At 70.5% G+C, this 22,749-nt stretch carries 21 protein-coding genes and 1 tRNA gene; 10 read left to right on the top strand and 12 right to left on the bottom strand.

What is annotated here, in order from left to right:
- Window positions 1-59: 59 nt before the first annotated feature.
- A complete protein-coding gene (locus tag ACFYOP_RS00830; protein ID WP_356889494.1) occupies window positions 60-1,358 on the bottom strand; it encodes a peptidoglycan-binding protein in 1,299 nt (432 codons plus the stop codon).
- A 218-nt stretch (window positions 1,359-1,576) separates the two neighbouring features.
- On the opposite strand from ACFYOP_RS00830, the gene ACFYOP_RS00825 reads away from it, so the two are divergent.
- From ACFYOP_RS00825 to ACFYOP_RS00815, 3 genes are all read left to right on the top strand, one after another.
- Window positions 1,577-1,650: transfer RNA gene (locus ACFYOP_RS00825), tRNA-Lys, on the top strand.
- 480 nt (window positions 1,651-2,130) lie between these two features.
- A complete protein-coding gene (locus tag ACFYOP_RS00820; RefSeq protein ID WP_356889492.1) occupies window positions 2,131-4,080 on the top strand; it encodes a cellulose synthase catalytic subunit in 1,950 nt (649 codons plus the stop codon).
- Window positions 4,077-6,029, top strand: coding sequence for a galactose oxidase-like domain-containing protein (locus ACFYOP_RS00815; protein ID WP_388450503.1), 1,953 nt, complete (start codon window positions 4,077-4,079; stop codon window positions 6,027-6,029). The genes ACFYOP_RS00820 and ACFYOP_RS00815 overlap by 4 nt, the downstream gene beginning before the upstream one ends.
- Window positions 6,030-6,102: 73 nt before the next feature.
- Here ACFYOP_RS00815 and ACFYOP_RS00810 read toward each other — a convergent pair whose 3' ends face one another.
- From ACFYOP_RS00810 to ACFYOP_RS00800, 3 genes are all read right to left on the bottom strand, one after another.
- Window positions 6,103-7,125, bottom strand: coding sequence for a glycoside hydrolase family 6 protein (locus ACFYOP_RS00810; RefSeq protein WP_356889490.1), 1,023 nt, complete (start codon window positions 7,123-7,125; stop codon window positions 6,103-6,105).
- Window positions 7,126-7,299: 174 nt separating this feature from the next.
- Window positions 7,300-7,992 (bottom strand): class F sortase, encoded by a 693-nt coding sequence (locus ACFYOP_RS00805; protein WP_356889488.1) that lies wholly within the window; start codon window positions 7,990-7,992, stop codon window positions 7,300-7,302.
- Window position 7,993: 1 nt separating this feature from the next.
- Window positions 7,994-8,650, bottom strand: a complete 657-nt coding sequence (locus ACFYOP_RS00800) for a hypothetical protein (protein WP_356889486.1) — start codon at window positions 8,648-8,650, stop codon at window positions 7,994-7,996.
- Between the two features lie 251 nt (window positions 8,651-8,901).
- Between ACFYOP_RS00800 and ACFYOP_RS00795 the strand changes: the two genes are divergently transcribed.
- On the top strand, window positions 8,902-9,681 hold the full coding sequence (locus ACFYOP_RS00795) for an HAD-IIA family hydrolase (RefSeq protein ID WP_356889484.1): 780 nt from the start codon (window positions 8,902-8,904) through the stop codon (window positions 9,679-9,681).
- 74 nt (window positions 9,682-9,755) lie between these two features.
- Here ACFYOP_RS00795 and ACFYOP_RS00790 read toward each other — a convergent pair whose 3' ends face one another.
- The gene (locus tag ACFYOP_RS00790) at window positions 9,756-10,664 is read right to left on the bottom strand and encodes a hypothetical protein (protein ID WP_356889482.1); all 909 of its coding nucleotides are present in this window, start codon (window positions 10,662-10,664) and stop codon (window positions 9,756-9,758) included.
- A 129-nt stretch (window positions 10,665-10,793) separates the two neighbouring features.
- Window positions 10,794-11,978, bottom strand: coding sequence for an ROK family transcriptional regulator (locus ACFYOP_RS00785; protein ID WP_356889480.1), 1,185 nt, complete (start codon window positions 11,976-11,978; stop codon window positions 10,794-10,796).
- Between the two features lie 77 nt (window positions 11,979-12,055).
- On the opposite strand from ACFYOP_RS00785, the gene ACFYOP_RS00780 reads away from it, so the two are divergent.
- A complete protein-coding gene (locus ACFYOP_RS00780) occupies window positions 12,056-13,147 on the top strand; it encodes a Gfo/Idh/MocA family oxidoreductase (RefSeq protein WP_356889478.1) in 1,092 nt (363 codons plus the stop codon).
- Complete coding sequence (locus tag ACFYOP_RS00775; protein WP_356889476.1) at window positions 13,144-13,635, top strand: heme-degrading domain-containing protein; 492 nt, start codon at window positions 13,144-13,146, stop codon at window positions 13,633-13,635. Before ACFYOP_RS00780 ends, ACFYOP_RS00775 begins: the two co-directional genes overlap by 4 nt.
- A gap of 215 nt (window positions 13,636-13,850) precedes the next feature.
- Here ACFYOP_RS00775 and ACFYOP_RS00770 read toward each other — a convergent pair whose 3' ends face one another.
- The 3 genes from ACFYOP_RS00770 to ACFYOP_RS00760 form a co-directional block, all read right to left on the bottom strand.
- On the bottom strand, window positions 13,851-14,711 hold the full coding sequence (locus ACFYOP_RS00770; RefSeq protein WP_356889474.1) for a fumarylacetoacetate hydrolase family protein: 861 nt from the start codon (window positions 14,709-14,711) through the stop codon (window positions 13,851-13,853).
- A gap of 163 nt (window positions 14,712-14,874) precedes the next feature.
- Window positions 14,875-15,615, bottom strand: coding sequence for a YidC/Oxa1 family membrane protein insertase (locus ACFYOP_RS00765; protein ID WP_356889472.1), 741 nt, complete (start codon window positions 15,613-15,615; stop codon window positions 14,875-14,877).
- Window positions 15,616-15,715: 100 nt separating this feature from the next.
- On the bottom strand, window positions 15,716-16,033 hold the full coding sequence (locus ACFYOP_RS00760) for a DUF6412 domain-containing protein (RefSeq protein ID WP_356889470.1): 318 nt from the start codon (window positions 16,031-16,033) through the stop codon (window positions 15,716-15,718).
- Window positions 16,034-16,372: 339 nt separating this feature from the next.
- Between ACFYOP_RS00760 and ACFYOP_RS00755 the strand changes: the two genes are divergently transcribed.
- On the top strand, window positions 16,373-17,488 hold the full coding sequence (locus tag ACFYOP_RS00755) for a substrate-binding domain-containing protein (RefSeq protein ID WP_356889468.1): 1,116 nt from the start codon (window positions 16,373-16,375) through the stop codon (window positions 17,486-17,488).
- Window positions 17,489-17,509: 21 nt separating this feature from the next.
- Here ACFYOP_RS00755 and ACFYOP_RS00750 read toward each other — a convergent pair whose 3' ends face one another.
- Window positions 17,510-18,277 (bottom strand): class E sortase, encoded by a 768-nt coding sequence (locus tag ACFYOP_RS00750; protein ID WP_356889466.1) that lies wholly within the window; start codon window positions 18,275-18,277, stop codon window positions 17,510-17,512.
- A gap of 126 nt (window positions 18,278-18,403) precedes the next feature.
- Between ACFYOP_RS00750 and ACFYOP_RS00745 the strand changes: the two genes are divergently transcribed.
- Window positions 18,404-19,423 carry an SEC-C domain-containing protein gene (locus ACFYOP_RS00745; protein ID WP_356889464.1) on the top strand — a complete coding sequence of 340 codons (1,020 nt, stop codon included), beginning with the start codon at window positions 18,404-18,406 and terminating at the stop codon, window positions 19,421-19,423.
- 273 nt (window positions 19,424-19,696) lie between these two features.
- Here ACFYOP_RS00745 and ACFYOP_RS00740 read toward each other — a convergent pair whose 3' ends face one another.
- Window positions 19,697-20,788, bottom strand: coding sequence for an MrcB family domain-containing protein (locus tag ACFYOP_RS00740; RefSeq protein ID WP_356889462.1), 1,092 nt, complete (start codon window positions 20,786-20,788; stop codon window positions 19,697-19,699).
- A gap of 61 nt (window positions 20,789-20,849) precedes the next feature.
- Window positions 20,850-21,488 carry an ATP-binding protein gene (locus ACFYOP_RS00735; RefSeq protein WP_356890212.1) on the bottom strand — a complete coding sequence of 213 codons (639 nt, stop codon included), beginning with the start codon at window positions 21,486-21,488 and terminating at the stop codon, window positions 20,850-20,852.
- Between the two features lie 183 nt (window positions 21,489-21,671).
- Between ACFYOP_RS00735 and ACFYOP_RS00730 the strand changes: the two genes are divergently transcribed.
- Window positions 21,672-22,520, top strand: a complete 849-nt coding sequence (locus tag ACFYOP_RS00730) for a helix-turn-helix transcriptional regulator (RefSeq protein WP_356889460.1) — start codon at window positions 21,672-21,674, stop codon at window positions 22,518-22,520.
- A complete protein-coding gene (locus ACFYOP_RS00725; RefSeq protein WP_356889458.1) occupies window positions 22,517-22,735 on the top strand; it encodes a DUF397 domain-containing protein in 219 nt (72 codons plus the stop codon). Before ACFYOP_RS00730 ends, ACFYOP_RS00725 begins: the two co-directional genes overlap by 4 nt.
- Window positions 22,736-22,749: the final 14 nt, after the last annotated feature.

The following is a 22,749-nucleotide window of genomic DNA, read 5'->3' as shown; positions in this document are numbered from 1 at the left end:
GTGCGTTTTCGAACCACCGGACCGGGCCCGGAATCCGCCGGGCCCGGCCCGGAGCCGGCCTAGGAGAAGAGGCGCCTCCAGGTCTCCGGACCCGGATAGCCGTCGGCCGCCGCGCCCCGCCAGCCCTGGGCCCGCTGGAACGCCTGGACACCCAGCCGGTCCGCCTCGCGCCAGCGCGGGCCCGGCCCCACCCGGTAGTGCTTGCCGTAACCGCGCGCCACCAGCCGCTTGCCGAGCTGGGTGACGTACGTGTTCGACCGGCCGGGCCGGAAGTGGTCGCGGCCGGGGAAGGCGGGAACCCGGGTCTTGGCCTTGGTGTCCGAGGGCTGTGCGGCCGGGATGTCCTTGCCCTGCTTGTTGACCAGCAGCCGCCAGGTATGGGGGCCGGGCAGGCCGTCCGCCTCTTTGCCGCGCCAGCCCTGGGCGCGCTGGAAAGCCTCGGTGGCGCGGCGGTCGGCCTCGGTCCAGCGCGGGCCGGGGCCCTGCCGGTAGAAGCGCTTGCCACCGCGCGCCACGAGCATCTCCCCGAGGCGGGTGACGGACGCGTCGTCCGCGCCCGGGCCGAAGGCGGCCGCGCCGGGGAAGGGCGCCGCCTCCCGCTCACCGCCGCCGGCGCCCCCGCCGGTGCTGCCGGCGAGGCCCTTGTAGCGGTAGGCGACATAGGAGGCGGAGTGGTTCCAGTAGGCCAAGGGCGTGGCCTGTCTGCGGGTGTGCGGCTTGGTCTGCTCGTAGGCCGTGTAGTAGGTGTGCGTGTAGTCGGTCCAGCCGCCGAAGATGGTGACGTGCGATCCGCCTCCCGGATCGGCCGGGTTGTGGAAGAGCAGGATGTCGCCGGCCTGCAGGTCCTCGCGGGCGATCCGGTCGCCGAACGCGGCGAGGCTTCCGGTCCACTCGTTCTTCGGCAGGTTCCAGGCCATCGACACATAGCCGGAGCAGTCCTGGCGGTAGCCGTCGGACCAGTACTTCGTCATGCTGTACGGCACCTTGGCGTTCACCCACGCCTTGGCCCGGTTGATGATCTCGGCCCGGGTGGCGGCGCGCAGCGATGTCTGTGCGACGGCGGGCCTGCCGCCGGGTCCGTGCAGCGGCGCGGTGCGGCCCTGCTCGGTGGGCGGCGGTCCCGGCTCCACGGCCGGGCCGTCGAGCCGGGTGGAGGGCGGGTCGGCGCCGGCGGCCGCGGCGCCCGTCGCCGTGGCGCCCAGCACCACGCCCGCGGCGGTGACCACGGCCAGCGCTCTGCGGCGGCCCTGGGCGGCGGGGTACTCGCCTGCGGCCAGCGCGCGGCGCCGGTGTGCGCAGCCCGCGCAGCAGCAGTCGGGGGCGGGTTCGAACTCCTCGAAGACCGGTACGGCAGCCATGCGGGACTCCTCCGCACTCAGCAAGATCTTCTGACGACGTTTCACGGGCGTCAGCGTCCCAGCGGTATGGACATAACGCATTTTGACGGATCAAAGGGTAAAAACGATGATCTGCCCGACCGTGGCGCGTCACCGGGAAAGGCGCACCGCGGCGGCGGCGTGACGGCACCGCGCACAGAGCACTCCCGGCCGTCGGGTAAAGTTCTCCGGGTCAGCAGGCGCCGCTAGCTCAGTTGGTTAGAGCAGCTGACTCTTAATCAGCGGGTCCGGGGTTCGAGTCCCTGGCGGCGCACGCGCAATCCAGGCCCCCTCGCCACAGGCGAGGGGGCCTCGGTCGTTCCCGCCGCAGCCGCCTCTACACACACGGTCGTTCGTACGATCATTTTCGGCCAGTGGTTACCGACCAGGAACTGACGAAACAAGCAGGTCATAATTGGCTCGTACGACCGGTTAACAGGTCATGTCAACCTTGCGATCATGACTGGGCTCCGAGAACCTATGCTGAAGCCGGTGGCCCAAGGGGACGCCTGTTTTGTGCAGTTGGCAGCAGTTCGGGGGAACCTGCCGACGGGGAAAGCCAGGGGGCGGGGGCCCGGACACGAACCGGACACAGAGCGGGCATCGTGCAACCGAAAGGTGACCGTTTCATGTCTGTAGGGACGGTGGCGAGCCGCCACTGACACGCCCGGGACAGCAGGTACAGGGGATCCTGCCGGCCCGGGTGACACGACCGACCACAGCACGCCTTGACCCGCGTGCGGGGGGATGATCAATGACGTCGACGCCGGACGGCGCCGGGCAGCCGGAAGACTCGTCGCGGACCACCCAGCTACGGGTGCCCGCGCATCTGCGCGCCGCCACCGCGAGACTGCGCCCCAAAAAGGCGCTCCCGCGCTACGACTACGAGCACTACAGCCGGCTGGCGGGCCCCCTGACCCAGCCCGACCCGAACCGGCCGTACACAGTCCGGTACCGCTCGCTGCTCTCGCAGGAGCCGCACCGCATCCGCGCGGCCCTGCTGCTGTGCGCCGCGCCGCTGCTCTCGCTGGGCCTGTTCGCATGGCTGATGCAGCCGCAGCACTGGACCGAGCGCGACCCGAACCTGCAGAACGACCTGCTGCTCGCCCTCGACATCGTCATGCTCGTCTCGATCGGCCTGATCGAGCTCTTCCGGACGATGAACGTGCTGTCCAACGCGCACGCGACGCTGGTCGCCCGCGACCCGGTGCCCGTGGTGCCGGAGACCGGCACCCGCGTCGCCTTCCTCACCTCCTTCGTGCCGGGCAAGGAGCCCCTGGAGATGGTGACGAAGACGCTCGAGGCGGCCGTCAAGATCCGTCACCGCGGGCTGATGCACGTCTGGCTGCTCGACGAGGGGGACGACCCCGCCGTCAAGGAGGTCTGCGCCCGCCTCGGCGTCCACCACTTCTCCCGCAAGGGCATCGCGAAGTGGAACCAGCCGAAGGGCGCCCACCGGGCGAAGACCAAGCACGGCAACTACAACGCCTGGCTCGACGCGCACGGCGGCGACTACGACTTCTTCGCCTCCGTCGACACCGACCACGTCCCGCTGCCCAACTACCTGGAGCGGATGCTCGGCTACTTCCGCGACCCCGACGTCGGCTTCGTCATCGGCCCGCAGGTCTACGGCAACTACGACACCTTCGTCACCAAGGCCGCCGAGTCCCAGCAGTTCCTCTTCCACGCCCTGATCCAGCGCGCGGGCAACCGCTACGGCGCCCCGATGTTCGTCGGCACCTCCAACGCCGTACGGATCAGGGCCATCAAGCAGATCGGCGGCCTGTACGACTCGATCACCGAGGACATGGCCACCGGCTTCGAGATGCACCGGGCCACCAACCCCGCCACCGGCAACAAGTGGCGCTCGGTCTACACCCCCGACGTGCTGGCCGTCGGCGAGGGCCCGACCGCCTGGACCGACTTCTTCACCCAGCAGCTGCGCTGGTCGCGGGGCACGTACGAGACGATCCTCAAGCAGTACTGGAGGGGCTTCGGCACCCTGCCGCCCGGCAAGCTCTTCAACTACACGATGATGATCATCTTCTATCCGATGTCCGCCCTCAACTGGATCCTCGCCGCACTGAGCTGCGCGCTGTTCCTGGGCATGGGCGCCTCGGGTGTGCAGATCGACCCGGCGATCTGGATGATGCTCTACGGCAACGCCTCCGCCCTCCAGATCGGGCTCTACGTCTGGAACCGCCGGCACAACGTCTCGCCGCACGAGCCCGAGGGCTCCGGCGGCCTCGCGGGCATGGTGATGTCGGCACTCTCCGCCCCCGTCTACGCCCGCTCGCTGATGGACGCCGTGCTGCGGCGCAAGAGCTCGTTCGTGGTGACGCCCAAGGGCGACTCGTCCAGTCCGGACACCCTGTTCGGGACGTTCCGCATCCACCTGTTCTTCATCGCCGTCTTCGGCGGCTCGCTCGCCTCGTCGTTCTGGTTCGGGCACAACCACCCGGCGATGATCACCTGGGCCTCGCTCGCGCTGCTGATCACGGCCGCGCCCATCTTCGCCTGGCGGTACGGCATCGCCGCACAGAAGAAGAAGGCCGGGCGCGGACCCGCGGCAGGCGGGCCGCCGGCCGGACCCGGTCCGGGCGTACCGCCCGTGCCCCGGCAGAACCCGCGACCCGCGGCAGGCGCACCGACCGGCGCCACGGAACAGACCATGCAGATCGCCCTTGGGGGACGTAACAAATGAGCACGATGCCCGCGCGGCCGAACCACCGCAGGAACCGCGCACGCCGGATAGCCGTCGGCGCCGCGGTGATCGTGGTGATCGCCGGCTTCAACGGCCCCGCCATCTGGCGCTTCGGCTCGGAGCAGTACCACGAGTACAAGATCAACAAGCCTGAGTACAAGGCGGAGAACGGCCACTGGGACTTCCTCGACGTCCCCGCGGAATTCCGGATCAACACGATCCACGCGGCGCTGCTGCACACCGGCAAGGTGCTGCTGATCGCCGGGTCCGGCAACAACCAGAAGAACTTCGACGCGAAGAAGTTCGAGTCGGTGCTGTGGGACCCGAAGACCGACACGTTTAAGAAGATACCCACGCCCAAGGACATGTTCTGCGCCGGGCACACCCAGCTGCCCGACGGCAAACTGCTGGTCGCGGGCGGCACCAAGCGGTACGAGAAGCTCGAGGGCGACGTCACCAAGGCCGGCGGCCTGATGATCGTCCACAACGAGGATCCGGAGGAGCCGAAGACCCTGCCCGCGGGCACCAGGTTCACCGGCAAGAAGAACGGCAAGACGTTCGTCTCCAAGGACCCCGTCCTGGTGGAGAAGGCGCAGAAGGTCTTCGACCCGAAGACCGGGGCGTTCCTGCGCACCGAGGCCGGCCTCGGCCGGATCTACGTCGAGGCCGAGCAGTCCGGCAAGCAGCACGAGACCGGCACCGAGGACAACTACCGGGTGGCGGGCCTGAAGGGCTCCGATGCCCGCAACATCTACGGCATCGCGCAGAAACTGGCGCTCGACAAGAAGGACTTCCAGGGCATCAAGGAGGCCTTCGAGTTCGACCCGGTCGCGGAGAAGTACATCCCCGTGGACCCGATGAACGAGGCCCGCTGGTACCCGACGCTGACCACTCTCGAGGACGGCAGGGTCCTCTCGCTCTCCGGCCTCGACGAGATCGGCCAGATCGTCCCCGGCAAGGACGAGATCTACGACCCGAGGACCAAGACCTGGGAGTACACCGGCGTCGTCAGAAAGTTCCCCACCTACCCGGCGATCTTCCTGATGGACAACGGCAAGCTCTTCTACTCCGGCTCCAACGCCGGCTACGGGCCCGCCGACGTCGGCCGCGATCCGGGCGTCTGGGACCTGGACACCAACAAGTTCACCAAGATCCCCGGCCTGTCCGACCCGGACCGGATGGAGACCTCGGCGACCGTCATGCTCCCGCCCGCCCAGGACCAGAAGTTCATGGTCATCGGCGGTGGCGGGGTCGGCGAGTCGGAGAAGTCGAGCGAGAAGTCCCGGCTGGTCGACCTCAAGGCAGACGACCCGCGCTTCAAGGACGGTCCCGCGCTGGAGAAGGGCACCCGCTACCCGAGCGCCTCGCTGCTGCCCGACGACACCGTGCTCGTCACCGGCGGCTCCGAGGACTACCGCGGCCGCAGCGGCTCCAACGTGCTCCAGGCCCGCACGTACGACCCGAAGACCCAGACCTACAAGCGGGTCGCCGACCCGAACGTGGGGCGCAACTACCACTCGGGCTCGCTGCTGCTGCCCGACGGGCGGGTCATGATCTTCGGCTCGGACTCGCTCTTCTCCGACAAGGAGAACACCAGGCCCGGCGTCTTCGAGCAGCGCATCGAGATCTACACCCCGCCCTACCTCTACCGTGACGCCCGGCCGCGGGTGACCGGCGGCCCGAAGACCGTCGAGCGCGGTGAGAAGGACGCCTTCAAGGTCAAGAGCGACAAGCCCCTGAAGTCGGCGAAGCTGATGCGGCCGAGCGCCGTCACCCATGTCACCGACGTCGACCAGCGCACGATCGCCCTGGAGATGAAGAAGACGCCGGACGGCGTGGAGATCACGGTGCCCGGCAACAGGGCGCTCGTCCCCTCGGGTTACTACATGTTCTTCGTGACGGACGAGGCGGGCACCCCCTCGGAGGCGGTGTGGGTCGAGGTCCCGTAGACCCCGGAAAGGGCGAGGGCCCGGCAGCGCGTCCCCGCGTCCCCGGCTGCCGGGCCCTCGTCGTCCGTCCGCGCTACTCGGTGTTGCGGGCCAGCTCGAGCGCGTACTCGGGCCACCAGTCGCCCGCCTTGGGGCCGCCCTTGCAGTCGCCGTCGGACTCACCGGGCCGCTTGACCCACAGATAGGCGTCGACGAGCGGATCGCCGGTCTTCGTGGTCGGGGGCTCGCCCAGCGCGCGGCCGGGCGGGTTGCACCAGTTCTCCGCCGGATCGCCCTCGGTGTAGGGGCCGTTGCCGTTGCGGCTGGTGTCGATGACGAAGTGCTTGCCGCCGAACTTCTCGGACAGCTTCTTGCCGAACTGCTTGCCGGCGTCGGTCGGATAGAAGTTGGAGACGTTCACCGCGAACCCGTCGGCCTGCTCCACCCCGGCCCGCTTCAGCGGCTCGTACAGCGCGTCGGGGTTGGACCAGCCCGCGTTGCCCGCGTCCAGGTAGACCTTGGTGTTCGGCTGCTGCTTCAGCCGTTCGACGGCTCCCTTGAGCAGGTCGTACCGCTCCTCGTGGAACTCCTGCGGGGTGCAGCTGTCCACCAGGTGCAGCACCGCGTCCGGCTCCAGGACCACCGTCGCGCGCCGGTCACCGATGCCCTTGGCGACGCCGTCGACCCAGGCCCGGTAGGCGTCGCCGTCGGCGGCGCCGCCCTTGGAGAACTGGCCGCAGTCGCGGTGCGGGATGTTGTAGAGGACGAGCAGGGCGTCGCGGTCCGCCTCGGCGGCGGCCCGGGTAACGCCCTCGGCCTCCGCCTCCGGGTCGTCGGGGCTGATCCATTCGCCGACCGGCTGCTCCGCGAGCTTCTTGATCAGCTCGGCGTTCTCCGTCTCGCCCTTCTCACGGTATGCGGCGACCTGCCCCGCCGCCTTGCTGTCCGGGTTGACCCAGTAGGGCGCCCGCGCCTTGGGCTGCTGGCCCACGACCGGCCCGGCGTTCTTGTCTCCGCCGTCGCCGCCGGAGGAGCACCCCGCCGTCAGCAGGACCACTCCCGCGGCGGCCAGTCCCGCCCCCGTCCGGGCACGGCGGCCGACCAAACTGCGGTACATCCACTCCCCCTTGGTGCACTGTGCTTTCGGCCCGGCCCTGTGGACTCCCCCCGGACAAGACCGGTCGAACCATCCTGGCACACCCTCGCCGGGCGTCCCGGAGTCGCCGGGTGTTCGTAGGGGTACTGTGACGCCGCCCCGGAAGCCGGCGGTCGGGCCGCCCTCTGGCCGCCCTCAGGCCGCCGAGACGTCCGTCAGATACGCGTAGACCACGACGTTCGCCGTGTAGCTCCCGCTCGCCCGGTCGAAGGTGCCGCCGCAGGTGATGAGGCGCAGTTCGGCGCGGCCGGTCCGGCGGGGGCCGTAGACCTCCTGGGCGTCGAACCGGTCCCTGGGGAAGACCTGGACGTCGTCGACGGTGAACTCGGCGACCGAGCCGTCCGCCCTGGTCACCTCGATGCTCTCGCCCGGCCGGGCGGCGCTCAGTCCGTAGAACACCGCCGGCTGCGTCTCGGTGTCGACGTGCCCCACGAGCAGCGCCGCGCCGGGCTCACCGGGCACGGTGCCGTCGCCGTACCAGCCGACGGTCCGCGGCGTCTCCAGCGGGGGCGGGTCCACCGCTCCCGACGCGTCGAGGCCGCGCGGGACGACCGGCGCGGCGATGCCGAGGGAGGGAACGGACACGCGGCGCGGCTCGGCGGCGCCGTGGAGCGGTGCGTGAGCGGGCGGCAGCGGGACGCCGGGCGGCCGGCCCACCGCGGCGATGTCGCCGGTGGTCGGCGCGGACGAACCGCCGCCGTGGGCGCCGGGCGCCTCGCTCCCCCAGAGCCACAGCATCAGGACCAGCACCGCCCAGACGGTTCCGGTGATCAGCCGGCCGTTGCCGGGGCTCGCGGCGGGGGCGGTGGAGACGTCGGCGGACGGCATGTCAGTCGGAGTCCGTACGACGCCGGCGGCGGGAACTGCGTACGGCCACGGCGACCGCGGCCGCACCGGCGAGGACCAGGCCGGTGACGGTCTGCGAGGTGCTCGGCCCGGTCTCGTCGGCGTCGACGGTGGAGACCGGCGCCGCCAGCACGGCGGTGCCGCCGCCGCCCGCCTGCACGGGGGCCACGGGCGACGCGTGGGACTGCGGCGCGGACGGGCGCGGGGCGGAGGGGTGCGACAGGCCCGGCTCGTCGTGCCGGGAGGTCTTCGAGGGCGCGGGCTCCGGCGGCGGGTGGGGCTTCGAGTGGTGCCGGGTGACGTCGACGCTGCCCGCTCGGGGGTGCTCGCCCAGATCGCACCGCACCCGGACGTCGTACGTACCCGGCTTCACGTCGGACCTGATCCTGGCCTTGCCGACGAGCCAGCCGTCCCGGCCGTTCGGCGACAGCGCGGCCTCCGCGGCGAAGGCCTCCGACCGGGCGCCGCCGGATCTGTCCCGGCAGCCCACGACGCGGATCTCGACCTCGCCGCCGGGCGCGATCGCGGCCGGGCTCATCGTGGCCTTCACGGAGCTGCCGGCCCATGCGGCGGTCGCGGGCGCCATGACGAGAACGGCGGCCGCCCCTGCCACACGGAAAGCTATGGAACCAGTACGCATCGTGAACCTCCTGATACCGCAAGAGTCACGCGCTTGGCCCGTTCCCGCATCCGCAGAGCCGGCCGCCGGCGCCCGGCGCCGCCGCTGAGCTGCGCGGACGCGCTCGACGAGATCCGCGATCGGGTAACGGCCGCGGGTGGCAGGCCCGGGCCGGCTCCGGTGTGCCGTCCGAGGGCCGAACCGTCTGAGCCGTGCCGACGGCGATTGCATAGCATGGCCGTCCCATGTCCGCTGACGGCAGGAGCCCACGCATGACAGATCGCAAGCCCATCGAGTCGTGGCTCACCGACATGGACGGCGTACTGATGCACGAGGGCGTGCCCGTACCCGGCGCCGACGCCTTCATCAAGAAGCTGCGCGGGTCCGGCCGGCCGTTCCTGGTTCTGACGAACAACTCCATGTACACGGCGCGCGATCTTCAGGCACGGCTGCACCGGATCGGTCTGGAAGTCCCCGCGGAGAACATCTGGACCTCGGCACTTGCGACAGCCAAGTTCCTCGACAGCCAGCACCCGGGCGGTACGGCCTATGTCATCGGTGAGGCAGGGCTCACCACGGCGCTGCACGACGTCGGCTACGTGATGACCGACCATGAGCCCGATTTCGTCATCCTCGGTGAAACGCGGACCTATTCGTTCGAAGCGCTGACGAAGGCGATCCGTCTGATCGACAACGGGGCCCGGTTCATCGCCACCAATCCCGACAACACGGGGCCCTCTCCCCAGGGCGCCCTCCCGGCGACCGGCTCTGTCGCCGCGCTGATCACGAAGGCGACGGGGAAGGACCCGTACTTCGTGGGCAAGCCCAACCCGCTGATGATGCGGACCGGGCTGAACGTCATCGGGGCGCACTCCGAGACCTCCGCCATGATCGGTGACCGCATGGACACCGACGTACTCGCGGGCCTCGAGGCCGGTATGCAGACGTTCCTGGTGCTCACCGGGCTGACGCGGGTCGAGGACCTGGAGCGCTACCCGTACCGGCCGACCGAGGTCGTGGACTCGATCGCGGACCTGGTCGACCTCATCTGAGGCCGTCGCGCCCTGAGCCGCAAGCAGGCGGGCGCCCAGGAGGGAGCAGGACCCGGCCGCGCCCGGACGACCGTTCAGCGACGGCCGGTTCCGGGGCGCAGCCGGCGGGCGACGAGTACGAGGAGTCCGGCGCTGAGCAGGATCACGGTGGCGCCGACGCCGACCCGGGTGAACGAGCCGGAGCCGGTGGTGGCGAGCTGCTCGTGGGTGCTGGGCGACGGATTCTCGACGGGCGCGGTCGGGGGCGCGGTCGGGGGCGCGGTCGCCGGCTGTCCGGCGGAGCGTGCGGGGGTGGGCGACGCGGACCGTGCGCCGTCGTCCTCGCCCTCCCGCTCCTCGTCCCCCTCGCTCTCCAGCACGGCGAAGCGGTAGTCGCCCGACTCGCCGACCCAGTCGCCGTCGTCCCCCTTGCGCTGCACGATCGCGGCGTTGACGGTGACCCGGTTCGCGGCCGTGCCGGCCGCGACCGAGAGCCTGGTCCGTACGGTGACCGTGCCGCCGGCCGGTACGACGAAGCCCTGGAAGCCGTCGTCGAAGACGCCGACGAACTCGTCCTCCGTGGTCCGTTCCAGGGTGACCGGCCGCCAGCGGTCCGCCTCCTCGTCGTGGAACGCGACCGTGACGCGGTCCGCGGTGAGCGTCCGGTCCTCCGCGGTGAGGACGAGCACCGGGTGGATCCGGTCGCAGCCCTCCCGGGTTCTGTTGGTCAGCTCCACCGACCAGGTGTGGAAGCCGGAGCCGGCGCGGACCGTGGCGGGGCCGCCGCGGATACGGGTCTTGATCGGGAAGTCGGGGTCGGTCGCCTTGCCGCAGGTGGGCGCGGGCGCCGCGGGGGCTGCGGGAACCGCGAGTGCGACGGTCCGCGCGGAGAGGACCGCATGGGGTGCGGCACGGGAGGCCACCGCGGCGGCCGTATCGCTGATGGCCGCGGGCGAGACGAGCGCCGCGGCGGCTGTGAGGGCGAGGGCATTGCGCGTTCGCATGAGAGGCCTTTGATCGCTCGCGTACTGCCGGGTCGCCCCGGAACACGCCCGGGGCCCTCCCATCTGTGCCCGGCGGCCCTGCCCGCGCCCGGCCCGGTACCGCCGGTCGGCGGCGCAACGTCCCTCGTGTCAGCGTATTTCCGGGTCCTCGCGACCGGCGGCGAGACCGGTGTGGGACGCGCCGAGACCGGCGTCGTCCTCGACGAGATCGTCCACGGCCAGCGCGGCGAGCGGGGCCGAGTCGGCTTCGGAGCGGCCGAAGACCGGGGCGAGCACGAGCTGCGCGGCGCCGTCGGCGACGGTGTGCTCGCCGCCCCGTGCGGCGGCCACCGGGATCTCGTTGCGTTCGGCGAGCACCGCGCCCACTCCCCGTACGAACTCGTCCTCCGCGGCGGCGACGACGCGGCCGCCGAGGAGCACCCGGTCGATGTCGAGCAGTTCGACGAGGTTGGTGGCGCCGACCCCGAGGACCCGGGCGGCCTCCGCCAGGTCGCCCCGGGCGACGGCCCGCAGGCAGAGCGCCTCGATGCAGCCGCGCTTGCCGCAGCCGCACTCGGGGCCGTCGAGCTGGATGACCTGGTGCCCGAACTCCCCGGCGCCGGTGCGCTCGCCCCGGTAGAGCGCGCCGCCCAGGACGAGGCCGGCGCCGAGCCCCGTACCGAGGTGGAGATACGCGAAGGACGCCATGGGTCCGTGCAGGGCGAGGCCGAGGGCGGCGGCGTTGGTGTCCTTGTCGAGGACGGCGGGCAGCCCGAGGCGTGCGGAGAGCACGTCGCGCAGCGGGAAGCCCTCCCACTGGGGGAAGCCGGTGACCTTCCGCGTCACCCCGCTGAAGTGGTCGAGCGGTCCGGGCATGGCGATCCCGAGGCCGAGCACCCGCAGCCCGCCGCCGAGGGCCTCCGGGGCCGGTCCGGTCAGCAGGGTCTCGACCTCCCTCGCGGCCGTCGCGACGACCGTCTCCGCGCCGGCGCCCAGGTCGAGGGGGACGGTGCGGGTGTCGACACGGGTGCCGGCGAGGTCGAGGAGGACGACCGTCAGCTCGTCGCGGTCCAGATGGAGGCCGATGGCATGGCCGGCCGAGGGCACCAGCCGCAGCACGGTGCGCGGTTTGCCGCCGGTCGACGCCCGGTGGCCCGCCTCCTCGACGAGCCCTTCCTCCCGCACCCGGGCGACAATCTTGCTGACGGCCTGCGGCGTGAGCCCGGCCGCGTCCGCCAGCTCGAGCCTGCTTATGCCGCCCTCACCGGCGGTCCGCAGCAGGTCGAGGACGAGCGCCGCATTGTGGCTGCGCAGCGCGGGCAGATTGGCTCCCATTCCCGCCATGCTCCTGTTCACCCTCCCATTCTCACCACCGCTTGCACTTTGGCAACACCGTTGCTTAAGTGGTCGGCATGACTGGTACCGGCTCTCCCCTCCGCGTCGCCCTCGTCGGTTACGGCCTGGCGGGCTCCGTCTTCCACGCCCCGCTGATCGCCGCCACCGACGGTCTCGTACTCGACACGGTCGTCACCTCCAGCCCGGAGCGGGCGGAGCAGGCACGGTCCGAGTTCCCCGAAATCCGGGTCGAAGCCTCGCCCGACCGGCTGTGGGCCCGCGCGGACGAGCTCGATCTCGTCGTCATCGCCTCGCCCAACAAGACGCACGTCCCGCTCGCCCGCGCCGCCCTCGAAGCGGGGGTCGCGGTCGTCGTCGACAAGCCCATCGCCGGCACCGCCGCGGAGGCCCGCGCGCTGGCGAAACTCGCCGCCGAGCGCTCGCTCGTGCTCTCCGTCTTCCAGAACCGCCGCTGGGACAACGACTTCCTCACCCTGCGGCGGCTCGTCGAGTCCGGTGGCCTCGGCGAGGTGCAGCGCTTCGAATCCCGCTTCGAGCGCTGGCGTCCGCAGCTCAAGGGCGGCTGGCGCGAGTCGGGCGACCCGGCTGAGATCGGCGGCCTGCTGTACGACCTGGGCAGCCATGTCGTCGACCAGGCGCTGACCCTCTTCGGCCCGGCGGCGCGCGTGTACGCCGAGTCGGACGTACGCCGCGCCGGCGCGCAGGCCGACGACGACACGTTCATCGCGATCACCCACACCAACGGCGTCCGCTCACATCTGTACGTCAGTGCCACCACCGCACAGCTCGGGCCGCGTTTCCGGGTTCTGGGCTCCACGGGCGGGTACGTGAAGTACGGCCTGGACCCGCAGGAGGACGCGCTGCGCGCCAGCCGCCGTCCGGGGGACGGCGAGCCGTGGGGCGTGGAGCCCAAGGCGCTGTGGGGCCGGGTGGGTGCGGGAGAGTCACCGCTGACCGGCGGCGGCGTTCCCGTGGAGACCGTGCCGGGCGACTACCCCGCGTACTACGCGGCGGTCGCCGCCGCCGTGCGCGGCAGGACCGCCCCGCCGGTCACCGCGGAGGAGGCGGCCGCGGCACTGGACGTGCTGGAGGCCGCCCGTCGCTCCGCCCGTGAAGGGATCACCGTCACCGTGGAGGTCACCGCATGAACACGCTGGACACGATGAAGCCGGTCCCCCACCTGAGCGTCGACGAGATCGTCGAGCAGGAGCGCCGGCTCACCCTCCGCCGGTTCACGTACTCGGACGCGTGGGCGCTCGGCAGCATGCTGGTGGAGATGGCACATCTGCGGGAGGCGCCGGTGGCCATCGACATCCACCGCGGCGCCCAGCAGCTGTTCCACGCCGCGCTGCCCGGCTCCAGCGCGGACAACGACGCGTGGATCGACCGCAAGCGCCGGGTCGTCGAGCGGTACGGCGAGAGCTCGTACCTGGTCGGGGCGCGGCACCGCGCCAAGGGCACCACCTTCGAGGAGTCCTCCCGCCTGGACCCGGCCCGGTACGCGGCACACGGTGGCTCCTTCCCCCTCACGGTCGACGGTGCGGGCGTGGTCGGCTCGGTCACGGTCTCGGGTCTGCCGCAGGCGGAGGACCACGCGATGGTGGTGGAGGCGCTGGAGCGGTTCATCGCGAGGTGAGGTGAGGGGGCGGGCGTGCCGGCCCGCCGCCGGGTGGGCCTGACCCGCGGCCGGGCGAGCCTGACCCGCGGCCGGGGCGAAGGCCGGATTCCGTCCGGCGGGGCGGCCGTCGGACCCGCTGGCGGGCCGCCCGGCCGGCACTGCGTGCGGGCCCGCCGGCCCGAGCGCCGCCCGGGTCGGCGGGCCGCGCCGCCAACCTCCCGCGCGTCCGCGTGCTACGCGTCCTTGAGCTCCTGACGCTGGCGGCCGAGGCCGTCGATCTCGAGCTCGACCACGTCGCCGGCGCGCAGGTACGGCTTCGGCTCGGGTTGGCCCATGGCGACACCAGCGGGCGTACCGGTGTTGATGACGTCGCCCGGGTGGAGCGTCATGAACCGGCTCAGGTAACGGACGACCTCGGCGACCGGGAAGATCTGGTCGGCGGTCGTCCCGTTCTGCTTCAGCTCGCCGTTGACCCAGAGCTTCAGACCGAGGGCCTGCGGGTCCGGCACCTCGTCCGCGGTCACGAGCCACGGCCCGAGCGGGTTGAACGTCTCGCAGTTCTTGCCCTTGTCCCAGGTGCCGCCGCGCTCGATCTGGAACTCGCGCTCCGAGACGTCGTGGGCGACCGCGTACCCGGCGACGTACGAGAGCGGGTCCTCGTCGGGCTCGATGTAGCGCGCCGTACGCCCCACGACGACCGCGAGCTCGACCTCCCAGTCGGTCTTGCGGCTGCCGCGCGGTACGAGCACGGTGTCGGCGGGCCCGACCACGGTGTCGGCGGCCTTGAGGAAGACGACGGGCTCGGCCGGTACTGCCGCTCCGGTCTCGGCAGCGTGGTCGTGGTAGTTCAGCCCGATGCACACGACCTTCCCGACCCGGCCGACCGGCGGCCCGACGCGGAGCCCGGTCGCGTCCAGTACGGGCAGTTCACCGGCGGCGGCCGCGGCCCTGATCCGGTCGAGGGCGGCGGCGTCCGCGAGCAGCGTTCCGTCGATGTCCGCGACAAGGCCGGACAGGTCGCGCAGCGTCGTCCCGTCCTGGTCGAGCAGCGCGGGGCGTTCGGCGCCTGCCGTTCCGACACGCAGCAGCTTCATGGTCTTCTCTCCTCTGGTCGAGTGCGAGCCCGGCCCGGCCCGACAGGTGCGGCCGTCGGAGGATCGGAGGATTGGCCGATCCTCCAAGGTGGCCGACCACTCCGCAAGACCCTGTTCACAACCTGGACCGTTACGCACCAGTAGGCGGCCACCCGGGGCGCGTTCACATCTGTGCCGCCAGCGGTACCGGCGTGTCCCGGTAGAGGAAGACCCGCTCGACCGCGGCCCAGGTGGTGGAGGTGACGACGTACAGCGCGGCGGCCAGCGGCACGACGGCGACGGTGGCGAGCGTGAGGAACGACATCAGCGGCATCACCTTCGTCATCGCCCCCATGCCCGGCAGCTGCTCGCCGACGGCGGGCGTGGCAGGCGCGGCGGCCATCTGCTGCTTGGTGCGCCGGTAGTTGGACGTCGCCACGGCGGCGACGGTCACGAAGAGGGCCAGGTAGACGAGCCCGGCGCCGCCGAGCAGCCCGCCGTGCGCCAGGGCGTCGGTCCAGCGGTCGGCGAGCGGCGCGTCGAGGAGGGAGTGGCCGAGGAGCCCGTTGGGCTCACCGCCGATCTCGGCGCTGGAGAACAGGTGGTACAGCAGGAAGAACGCCGGCACCTGGAGCAGGCTCGGCAGACAGCCGGCCAGCGGCGACACCTTCTCCTTCGCGTACAGCTCCAGCGTGGCCTTCCGCAGCCGCTCCGGGTTCTTGCCGTGCTTGGCGCGCAGTGCGGCGAGCTGCGGCGCAAGGCGGGTGCGGCCCTTCTGGCCACGGGCGGCGGCGCGGGAGAGCGGATGTACCGCGAGCCGTACGAGCGCGGTGAAGACGACGATCGCGGCGGCGGTGGCGGACGCGGCGAACAGCGGCTGGAGCAGATCGGCGAGCTGCTCGACCAGGGTGGCGAAAACGGACATGGGTGAGCCCTCCGGGGGGTCTCGTCGTGCCGGGAGAAGAAGACATGACGGCATGACGACCCGCGGGGGCGGTGCGTGGCAGTGCTGAGGGGCAGCGCGCCTACGGGGCCGTCGGGAGGAGACGGCCGGGCGCTCGGGGGCGCCTGCGGCCCCGGGCGTCGGGGTCGCGCTGTGGCAGGAAGGCGGTGCGTTTCTCGCGGTCGCGCAGGGCCGTGCGGACGCGGGTCCGTGGCACGGCGGGGGCGCAGCGCGCGCTGATGACGGCGCAGACGACGAGCGCGGACCCGGCCGCGGCGGTGGCCGTCGCGGCGAGCGCGACGGCGGCGGAGAGGCTGCCGCCGTCGACGAGGAGGATCTCGACGAGCAGGAGGAGCAGCAGCGCGGCGGGCCGGAGCAGCCGTGCCGTACGACCGGCCATGCGCCCCTCCCCTGTCACGAACCGCCCACCCGTTCCACCGGTCCCTCTGGTGCGCCGTGGGAAACCACGTGGCGCCGGACACCGAGTATACGAGCGGCCCCCCGCGCGGAGTTCCCGTTCCGCGCCCCCTGAAAGGGACTTGCGCACACCCCGCCACCCCCCCCGTCACGCCGCGCGGCGACCGACCCTCGAACACAATTGTTTGAACGGTTGATTACGCAGAATCACGTTGCGGTCACGTTCGTCATGCAGCCCTTGACGCTTCCATCCCCACAGAGTTGGCTTTCGGCCACCTTGGCTGCAAATGATGCAGCCTGTCAGGGAGGTTGGATTCAACCAATGAACGCATTTCTGCGTCGTGCCGCCGTCGCAGCCGCCGCCACCGCCGTGCTCATACCGCTCTCCGGCTGCGGTGGCACCGACGCGGAGCCTGGTGTCAGGCTCACCGACGACATCGTCGTCGGGCTGCTCCTTCCGGAGAACCAGGCCGCTCGCTACGAGCAGTTCGACAAACCGGTCATCGAGGAACGTATTGCCCGCCTCACCAACAACAAGGGCAGGGTCCTCTACGCCAACGCCGGGCACGACGCCGGTCTGCAGACGCAGCAGCTCGAAGCCATGATCGAGGACGACGTCGACGTACTGATCGTGGACGCGGTGGACTCCAAGGCCATCGCCGGCGCGATCGAGAAGGCCGACGAGGCCGCCATCCCCGTCGTCGCGTTCGACCGCCTCGCCGAGGGCCCGATCGACGGTTACGTCTCCTTCGACAACGAACAGGTCGGCCACATCCAGGGCAAGGCCCTGCTGGAGGCCCTCAAGAAGCGAGGCGAGGCCGGCTCAGGCGCCGCGTCCGGCAAGATCGTGATGGTGAACGGCGCCCTGACCGACCCGAACGCCGCCATGTTCAAGAAGGGCGCCCACACCGAGCTCGACGGCAAGGTGGAGATCGGCCTCGAGTACGACACCGAGGACTGGAAGCCCGAGAACGCCAAGGCCAACATGGAGACCGCGATCGCCTCCCTCGGCAAGGACGCCATCACCGGCGTCTACTCCGCCAACGACGGCATGGCGGGCGGCATCATCGAGGCCCTCAAGTCGGCCGGCGTCACCGACCTCCCGCCCGTCACGGGCCAGGACGCCGAACTGGCCGCGGTGCAGCGCATCGTCGCCGGTGATCAGTACATGACGGTCTACAAGCAGTACGCGCCGGAGGCGGCGGCCGCCGCCGAGATGGCCATCCTGCTCGCCCGGCACATGTCGCTCGGGGCGGCCGCGCACACGGACATCGACACCCCGACCGAGGAGTCCGTCCCGACCGTGCGCATCCCGGTCATCGCGCTGACACAGGAGAACATCGAGGAGACCGTCGTCAAGGACGGCCTCTACACGGTGGACCAGATCTGCGTCCCCGAGGTGCGCGCGGCGTGCAAGGAGATCGGGCTCACGTCGTAGCCCGCCGGGCGCCCACCGTGCTCACCGCGGCCGTACGGCGGCCAGCCGCCCCCACACCACCAGCCGGTATCTGGAGCTGAACTCGGGCGTGCACGTCGTCATCGTCAGGTAGTGGCCCGCCGCTCGGTATCCGGCGGCGGGCCGCACCGAGCTGCGCGGGACCGGGTCGATCACACCCGTGTCGCCGGGCAGGGTCCGCGCGAGCGTCCGGCCGACGGCGTACACGTACACCCCCTCCCGGGTCTCCACCTCCACGGTGTCGCCGGGGCGGAGCCGGTCGATGCGCCGGAAGCGCTCGCCGTGGGTGTTGCGGTGCCCGGCGACGGCGAAGTTCCCGGCCCGGCCGGGCTGCGCGGTCGCCGGGTAGTGCCCGACGTACCCCTTGTCGAGGACACGGCGCTTGCCGACGCCCTCGGCGACGGGGGCGACGACGCCGAGCCGGGGAATGCGGAGGACGGCGTACGCCTGGTCCCAGCGGGGCGCGTGCGAGGGTTCACGCTCCCGCGCGGGGGCGGGGCCCGGTTCGGGGGCGGCCTCCGGGGGCTCCCGCACCCTTCCCCGCTCCGCCGGCTCCCGATCCTGCGCCCAGCGCTGCTCCAGGGCCCGCACCTGCCGCTCGGCGCCCCGGTCGGCCTGCCGGTTGGTCCACCACAGCTGGTGGACGACGAGGAGCAGCACGACGACCCCGAGCGTGACGGCGGCCTCCGCGGCCGTCCACAGCCCGCGCGCCAGCCACACCCGCCTGCGCTCCCGATGCCGTGCCCGCCGCCGCTCCCGCTGCCTCCGCACGCGCGCAGGGTAGGGCCGCGGCCCTCAAGTCACCAGCATCGCGACCCGCGAGGCAGCCGGGCGTGCCCGTCACCGGGACCGGGTCGGCCTGCCGGCCGTACCCCGTACGGCAGTACGGTGTGCTGCATGCGCCCCGACACGCCTGCTGACCACATCGCCGAAGCCGAGCGCCTGCTGCGTACCGCCGAGCAGTATCCGGAAGACGCCGAGCCGCTGCTCCTCCAGGCCGCAGCCCACCTGGAACTCGCCGGCGAACGCGGCCGAGCCTCCACCCTCTACGACCGCCTCCTGGCCTCCGTGCTGCCCGGGCAGCCCGAGCACCCTCAGCTCGTCAAGGCGCTGCAGGCCGCCAACCTCTGGGAGTACGGCCACGAGGCCGAGGCCCGCGCCCTGATCGACGGGGTCCGCGCGGCCGCTCCGACCGAGGCCGCGCCGTGGGAGATCATCGCGGAGACGCTGGAGCACCACGACGAACTCGAGGCGTCGCACGACTGCTTCACGACGGCGCTGACGATCCTCCTGGCCGACGGCGACGAGGACGTCCCGTACGCCACCCGGTCCCTCCTCTCGGGCCGCCACCGCGTCCGCCGCCTGCTGGGCCTGCCCCACGACGACTGGGACTCCACGGCCGACCGGGTCCACGCCGCCCACACCCCGGACGTCACGCTCGACGAACTCCACGACCCCAACCGCCTGTGGGCGCTGGGCTCCGACAACCCGGCCGAGTTGAAGGCGGAGATCACCCGCCTCCGCTCCGAACTGGGCTCCTACCGCTCGGCGCTGTCCCGCCCCTTCCCGGTCGCGGTCCTCCACTGGCCGGAGGCGGAACTCACCGAGCTGCTGGAGGCGTACCCCCAGCTCGAGTCCGAGTACCCGAGCCACAAGGCCCACCTGTCGGACATCGAGGCGTCCCTGCGCGACCTGTCGGCGACGGGCACGGAGAACCTGGGCATCGTGACGGCGACGGTCCCCTCCTACGAGGCCTTCGCGGCCTCCGAACAGTCCTCCCCCGCGAACACGGACCTCCTCCCCCAGTACGCCACCACCCTCGCGGCCCGCGGCCGCGCCACCTCCTGGCCCCCGGCCAAGGGCGCACCGTGCTGGTGCGGCTCGGGGACGGCGTACCGGGGGTGCCACGGGGGGTAGTCACAGCCACGACGCGTCCCCACCGTGGCAGCACACCGGCAGCGGCCACGGCTTGGGGCGCCACCGTCTCCGGTCCACGGCGGCGAAACCCCTCGGCCCGCCGGTGAGCTACGGCTTCAGTAAGGCAGCCTCATCCGGGCCGAGGGCCAGCAGGCGCGCTAACACGTCATCCCTGAAGAAGGCCACGCACACCCTCAAGGTCCAGCGCTCTCGTTCATACCGACGAACACACCCGTGCCCCGGACACAGTGATCACGTTCTGTGCTTGAAGTGCTAGCCGGAGGTCATCCCCCACCCCTGCGCTGTGGAGGAGCCGCCCCATCCGGCACCATCCCGCCAGATTGAAGCGATTCCTCGCTCCTCGAGGTACGGTGCGTAAACGCCGATCTCCTCAGAGAACAGCCCTATGAGGAACGGCTCAAGCTGTCTCTGATAGAGGAAGTGGCGGTACTCGTAGAGCTGTCCGACCGCCTCGCGGACCGCGGTAGTCGAGTTTCCGTTGCGAACGACTTTGGCTTCGACCAGCCACTCTGCGCCCTGCTCCGTCGCGGGTTGCCGGAGCACAAGGTCCTTGGGGTGCTGCCCCACCGTTATGGGGGCATATCCACACTGTTTGATGTAGTGGCCGAAGTCCTCGATGAGCTTTTCGTGACTGCGCTGCTTGACCTGTTGGCGAGCCTTGATCTGTACCACGTACTCGCTGCTGCTCTTGGGCTGGAAGCCGGCGAGCGGATCGGGGGTCGGATGGGCGTGGCCGCCAGGATCGTAGGACATTTGGAGGGCGTCTGAGTCGTCGCTCATCCACCAGATGCGATCGGCCTCCTCTGCTCGCCGTAGCGCCTCGATGGCGACCAGCAGGTCCTCCATCAACGTGACGTCACTAGGAAGGGCAGTCGTGTCGTAGGGCTTAGCGATGACACTGGCAGCCTCGTAGGCTCGGGGGCGCGCAGCCCTATCTCGAAGCTCCGGCTCGTTTATCCAGCCCTGCCGGTCCTGCCGCCTCACGGCCCGACGGAGCCGGGTCGCGTGACGGCGAAGGTGCGCCTCGCGGGCGATGCCCTTACCCAATCGCTCTTCCAGCCAGGTAATCCCTTGCTGCAGGGTGAGAGTCACGTTCCTGAGATCAGCGCTGAAGATATAGGCAAGATACAAGCCCATCTTGGGATCGCTCTCGCCACGCTCATCGAAGATGCCGATCCAGGGGGTGGCCGCCGGAGTCGTTTGTCCCCCGTGCCCCTTGGCGATGAAACCTGGTGGCAGCGCCAGATCGGTACGGCTCGCGACCTCACGCAATAGCTGCTGCCCCTTCACATCGCGCCTCGAACCCGCAGTGCGGTCGTACGTGTTCGCGACCTCGCTGAGCATGTCTCTAATCCCCATGTGGAGAATCTAGATCAAGTACGTGCGCCGCACACTGAATCTCGCCTCATCTCGTCACGCACCACAAGCCGGACTCGAACCGTGCCTGAGCCATGTCCAGCACATCATCAGCGTCGAAGCCGTGGGCCACCATCCAGTGGAGGAGATCCACGACCACATCGATCGCCGCGTCCTTGGCCACAGTCACGGTCAGCCGACTCGCGTTCGCCGCACGAGGGGATGCCACCGCCCCGTACAGGGAGATCATCGCTTCCGCCCGCGTGACACGAACACCTCCCGAGTGCCCGTTCGGCGTGGACAGATCGGTCGCGATCTCGCACCACGTCACCTTGTGGTCGGACCCGAGCAGAACACCCCAGCGGTCAGCCACCGCATCCACGAGCGCTAACCCACGTCCCGACTCAGCGTCAGGGCCAACCGCGATCAATGTCGGCAGCGCCCTGGAGTCGGGATCGCGTACCTCAACGCGCAGGTATGTGCCGCTCATAGAGAGACGGAGCGCAGTCGGCGTCCCGGTGCCCACGTGCCGGATTACGTTAGCGACGAGTTCACTGACACAGAGTTGAGCCACTTCTTCCTGCCGTGGCAATCCCCACGCCTTCAAGTGGAGCCGCACGATGCGCCGAAGCGCTGCCACTTCCTGGGGCTCAGCCAAGAAGGGAAGCTCCCACGACCTCCGAACCATGCACCCGTCCTCGTTCACACCAGTCCTCCAAGCCTCTCACCATCACGCAGCGCTCCGACTCGCTAGCATTGCGCCGCGTATCCCCCCATGCAATATGCATCAGGGGATTCCCACCATCGAGTGATTGGCAAGCCCGCACTGTGGCGCGGAGACTGAACGCCCGCTACCGCAAGGAGGCATGACATGGCTGGTTCGCCTACGGCACGTCGCCGACGACTATCGATCGAGCTGAGGAAGCTTCGTGAAACCAACGGATTCACGTGTACCCAGGTCGGAGAGGCGCTCGACTGGAGCGGGTCCAAGGTCAACCGCATGGAGACGGGCACTGGTCGGGTGCAGCCCTCAGACGTCGATGCGCTCTGCCGCTTCTACAACACCAATGACGAACTTCGGGACTTCCTCAAGTCGCTGGCACGACAGGCGAAGACGAAGGGTTGGTGGCAGGTCCACGGCAACGGGATCCCCTCCTGGTTCTCCATCTATATCGGCCTGGAACAGGACATCTCCACGTTTCGGCAGTACCAGTGCGAATTCCTGCCTGGGCTCATGCAGACGCCCGCCTACGCTGTCGAGCTACATCGCGCCACGAACCAGATGACGGCGGACGACATCCAACGAGCCGTACAGGTACGGATGGAGCGCCAAACGATGCTCACCAGGACGGACGCGCCAGACGCCTGGTTCGTCGTCCACGAGAGCACACTGCGGAATGTCATCGGTGACCAGGCGTTGATGCGGGAGCAGCTTGAACGTGTTCTCGACTCGGTGGAGCTACCGAGCGTCACCCTGCAGGTGCTGCCCTTCGACGCCGGGCCCTATCCCGCCACGGGTTCGTTCACGCTGATGGGCTTCCCTGATCTCGGAGACCCGGACATCGTGTACCGGGATGGCATCACGGATGCCATCTACCTGGAGGGAGACGACGATGTACGTGAGTACACGAGAGCCTTCGACAACCTGCGTGCCGCTGCGGCGAGCCCTCACCGTTCTATCCAGCTGATCAAGTCACTCCTGAAGGAATACTCGAGATGATCACCACGACCGCCTTGGTTAGCCCCTCGCCTCAGTGGTTCAAGTCCTCTTACAGCAACGGATCCGGCGGCGAGTGCGTCGAGTGCGCGAGGACCCACACAGGCACGCTCGTCCGGGACTCGAAATGCGTCGAGGGACCCGTACTGACAGTGGGGGCGGAAGCATGGCGAGTGTTTCTCGTGACAGCGACGATAGGTGGTTTCCGTGCGAAGTGAGGTGGCGAAGGCTC

It is taken from the genome of Streptomyces sp. NPDC006294 (assembly GCF_042870895.1).
In the GTDB taxonomy this organism is placed as follows: Bacteria; Actinomycetota; Actinomycetes; order Streptomycetales; family Streptomycetaceae; genus Streptomyces.
Note: the sequence above shows the minus strand (reverse complement) of the source record. Positions and strands in the feature narration are given on the sequence as shown.

Bases quoted from the DNA above. Each gene is read 5' to 3' on its own strand.
- ACFYOP_RS00830 (WP_356889494.1), bottom strand. From the start codon at position 1,358: ATGGCTGCCGTACCGGTCTTCGAGGAGTTCGAACCCGCCCCCGACTGC.
- ACFYOP_RS00820 (WP_356889492.1), top strand. From the start codon at position 2,131: ATGACGTCGACGCCGGACGGCGCCGGGCAGCCGGAAGACTCGTCGCGG.
- ACFYOP_RS00815 (WP_388450503.1), top strand. From the start codon at position 4,077: ATGAGCACGATGCCCGCGCGGCCGAACCACCGCAGGAACCGCGCACGC.
- ACFYOP_RS00810 (WP_356889490.1), bottom strand. From the start codon at position 7,125: ATGTACCGCAGTTTGGTCGGCCGCCGTGCCCGGACGGGGGCGGGACTG.
- ACFYOP_RS00805 (WP_356889488.1), bottom strand. From the start codon at position 7,992: ATGCCGTCCGCCGACGTCTCCACCGCCCCCGCCGCGAGCCCCGGCAAC.
- ACFYOP_RS00800 (WP_356889486.1), bottom strand. From the start codon at position 8,650: ATGCGTACTGGTTCCATAGCTTTCCGTGTGGCAGGGGCGGCCGCCGTT.
- ACFYOP_RS00795 (WP_356889484.1), top strand. From the start codon at position 8,902: ATGACAGATCGCAAGCCCATCGAGTCGTGGCTCACCGACATGGACGGC.
- ACFYOP_RS00790 (WP_356889482.1), bottom strand. From the start codon at position 10,664: ATGCGAACGCGCAATGCCCTCGCCCTCACAGCCGCCGCGGCGCTCGTC.
- ACFYOP_RS00785 (WP_356889480.1), bottom strand. From the start codon at position 11,978: ATGGGAGCCAATCTGCCCGCGCTGCGCAGCCACAATGCGGCGCTCGTC.
- ACFYOP_RS00780 (WP_356889478.1), top strand. From the start codon at position 12,056: ATGACTGGTACCGGCTCTCCCCTCCGCGTCGCCCTCGTCGGTTACGGC.
- ACFYOP_RS00775 (WP_356889476.1), top strand. From the start codon at position 13,144: ATGAACACGCTGGACACGATGAAGCCGGTCCCCCACCTGAGCGTCGAC.
- ACFYOP_RS00770 (WP_356889474.1), bottom strand. From the start codon at position 14,711: ATGAAGCTGCTGCGTGTCGGAACGGCAGGCGCCGAACGCCCCGCGCTG.
- ACFYOP_RS00765 (WP_356889472.1), bottom strand. From the start codon at position 15,615: ATGTCCGTTTTCGCCACCCTGGTCGAGCAGCTCGCCGATCTGCTCCAG.
- ACFYOP_RS00760 (WP_356889470.1), bottom strand. From the start codon at position 16,033: ATGGCCGGTCGTACGGCACGGCTGCTCCGGCCCGCCGCGCTGCTGCTC.
- ACFYOP_RS00755 (WP_356889468.1), top strand. From the start codon at position 16,373: ATGAACGCATTTCTGCGTCGTGCCGCCGTCGCAGCCGCCGCCACCGCC.
- ACFYOP_RS00745 (WP_356889464.1), top strand. From the start codon at position 18,404: ATGCGCCCCGACACGCCTGCTGACCACATCGCCGAAGCCGAGCGCCTG.
- ACFYOP_RS00740 (WP_356889462.1), bottom strand. From the start codon at position 20,788: ATGCTCAGCGAGGTCGCGAACACGTACGACCGCACTGCGGGTTCGAGG.
- ACFYOP_RS00735 (WP_356890212.1), bottom strand. From the start codon at position 21,488: ATGGTTCGGAGGTCGTGGGAGCTTCCCTTCTTGGCTGAGCCCCAGGAA.
- ACFYOP_RS00730 (WP_356889460.1), top strand. From the start codon at position 21,672: ATGGCTGGTTCGCCTACGGCACGTCGCCGACGACTATCGATCGAGCTG.
- ACFYOP_RS00725 (WP_356889458.1), top strand. From the start codon at position 22,517: ATGATCACCACGACCGCCTTGGTTAGCCCCTCGCCTCAGTGGTTCAAG.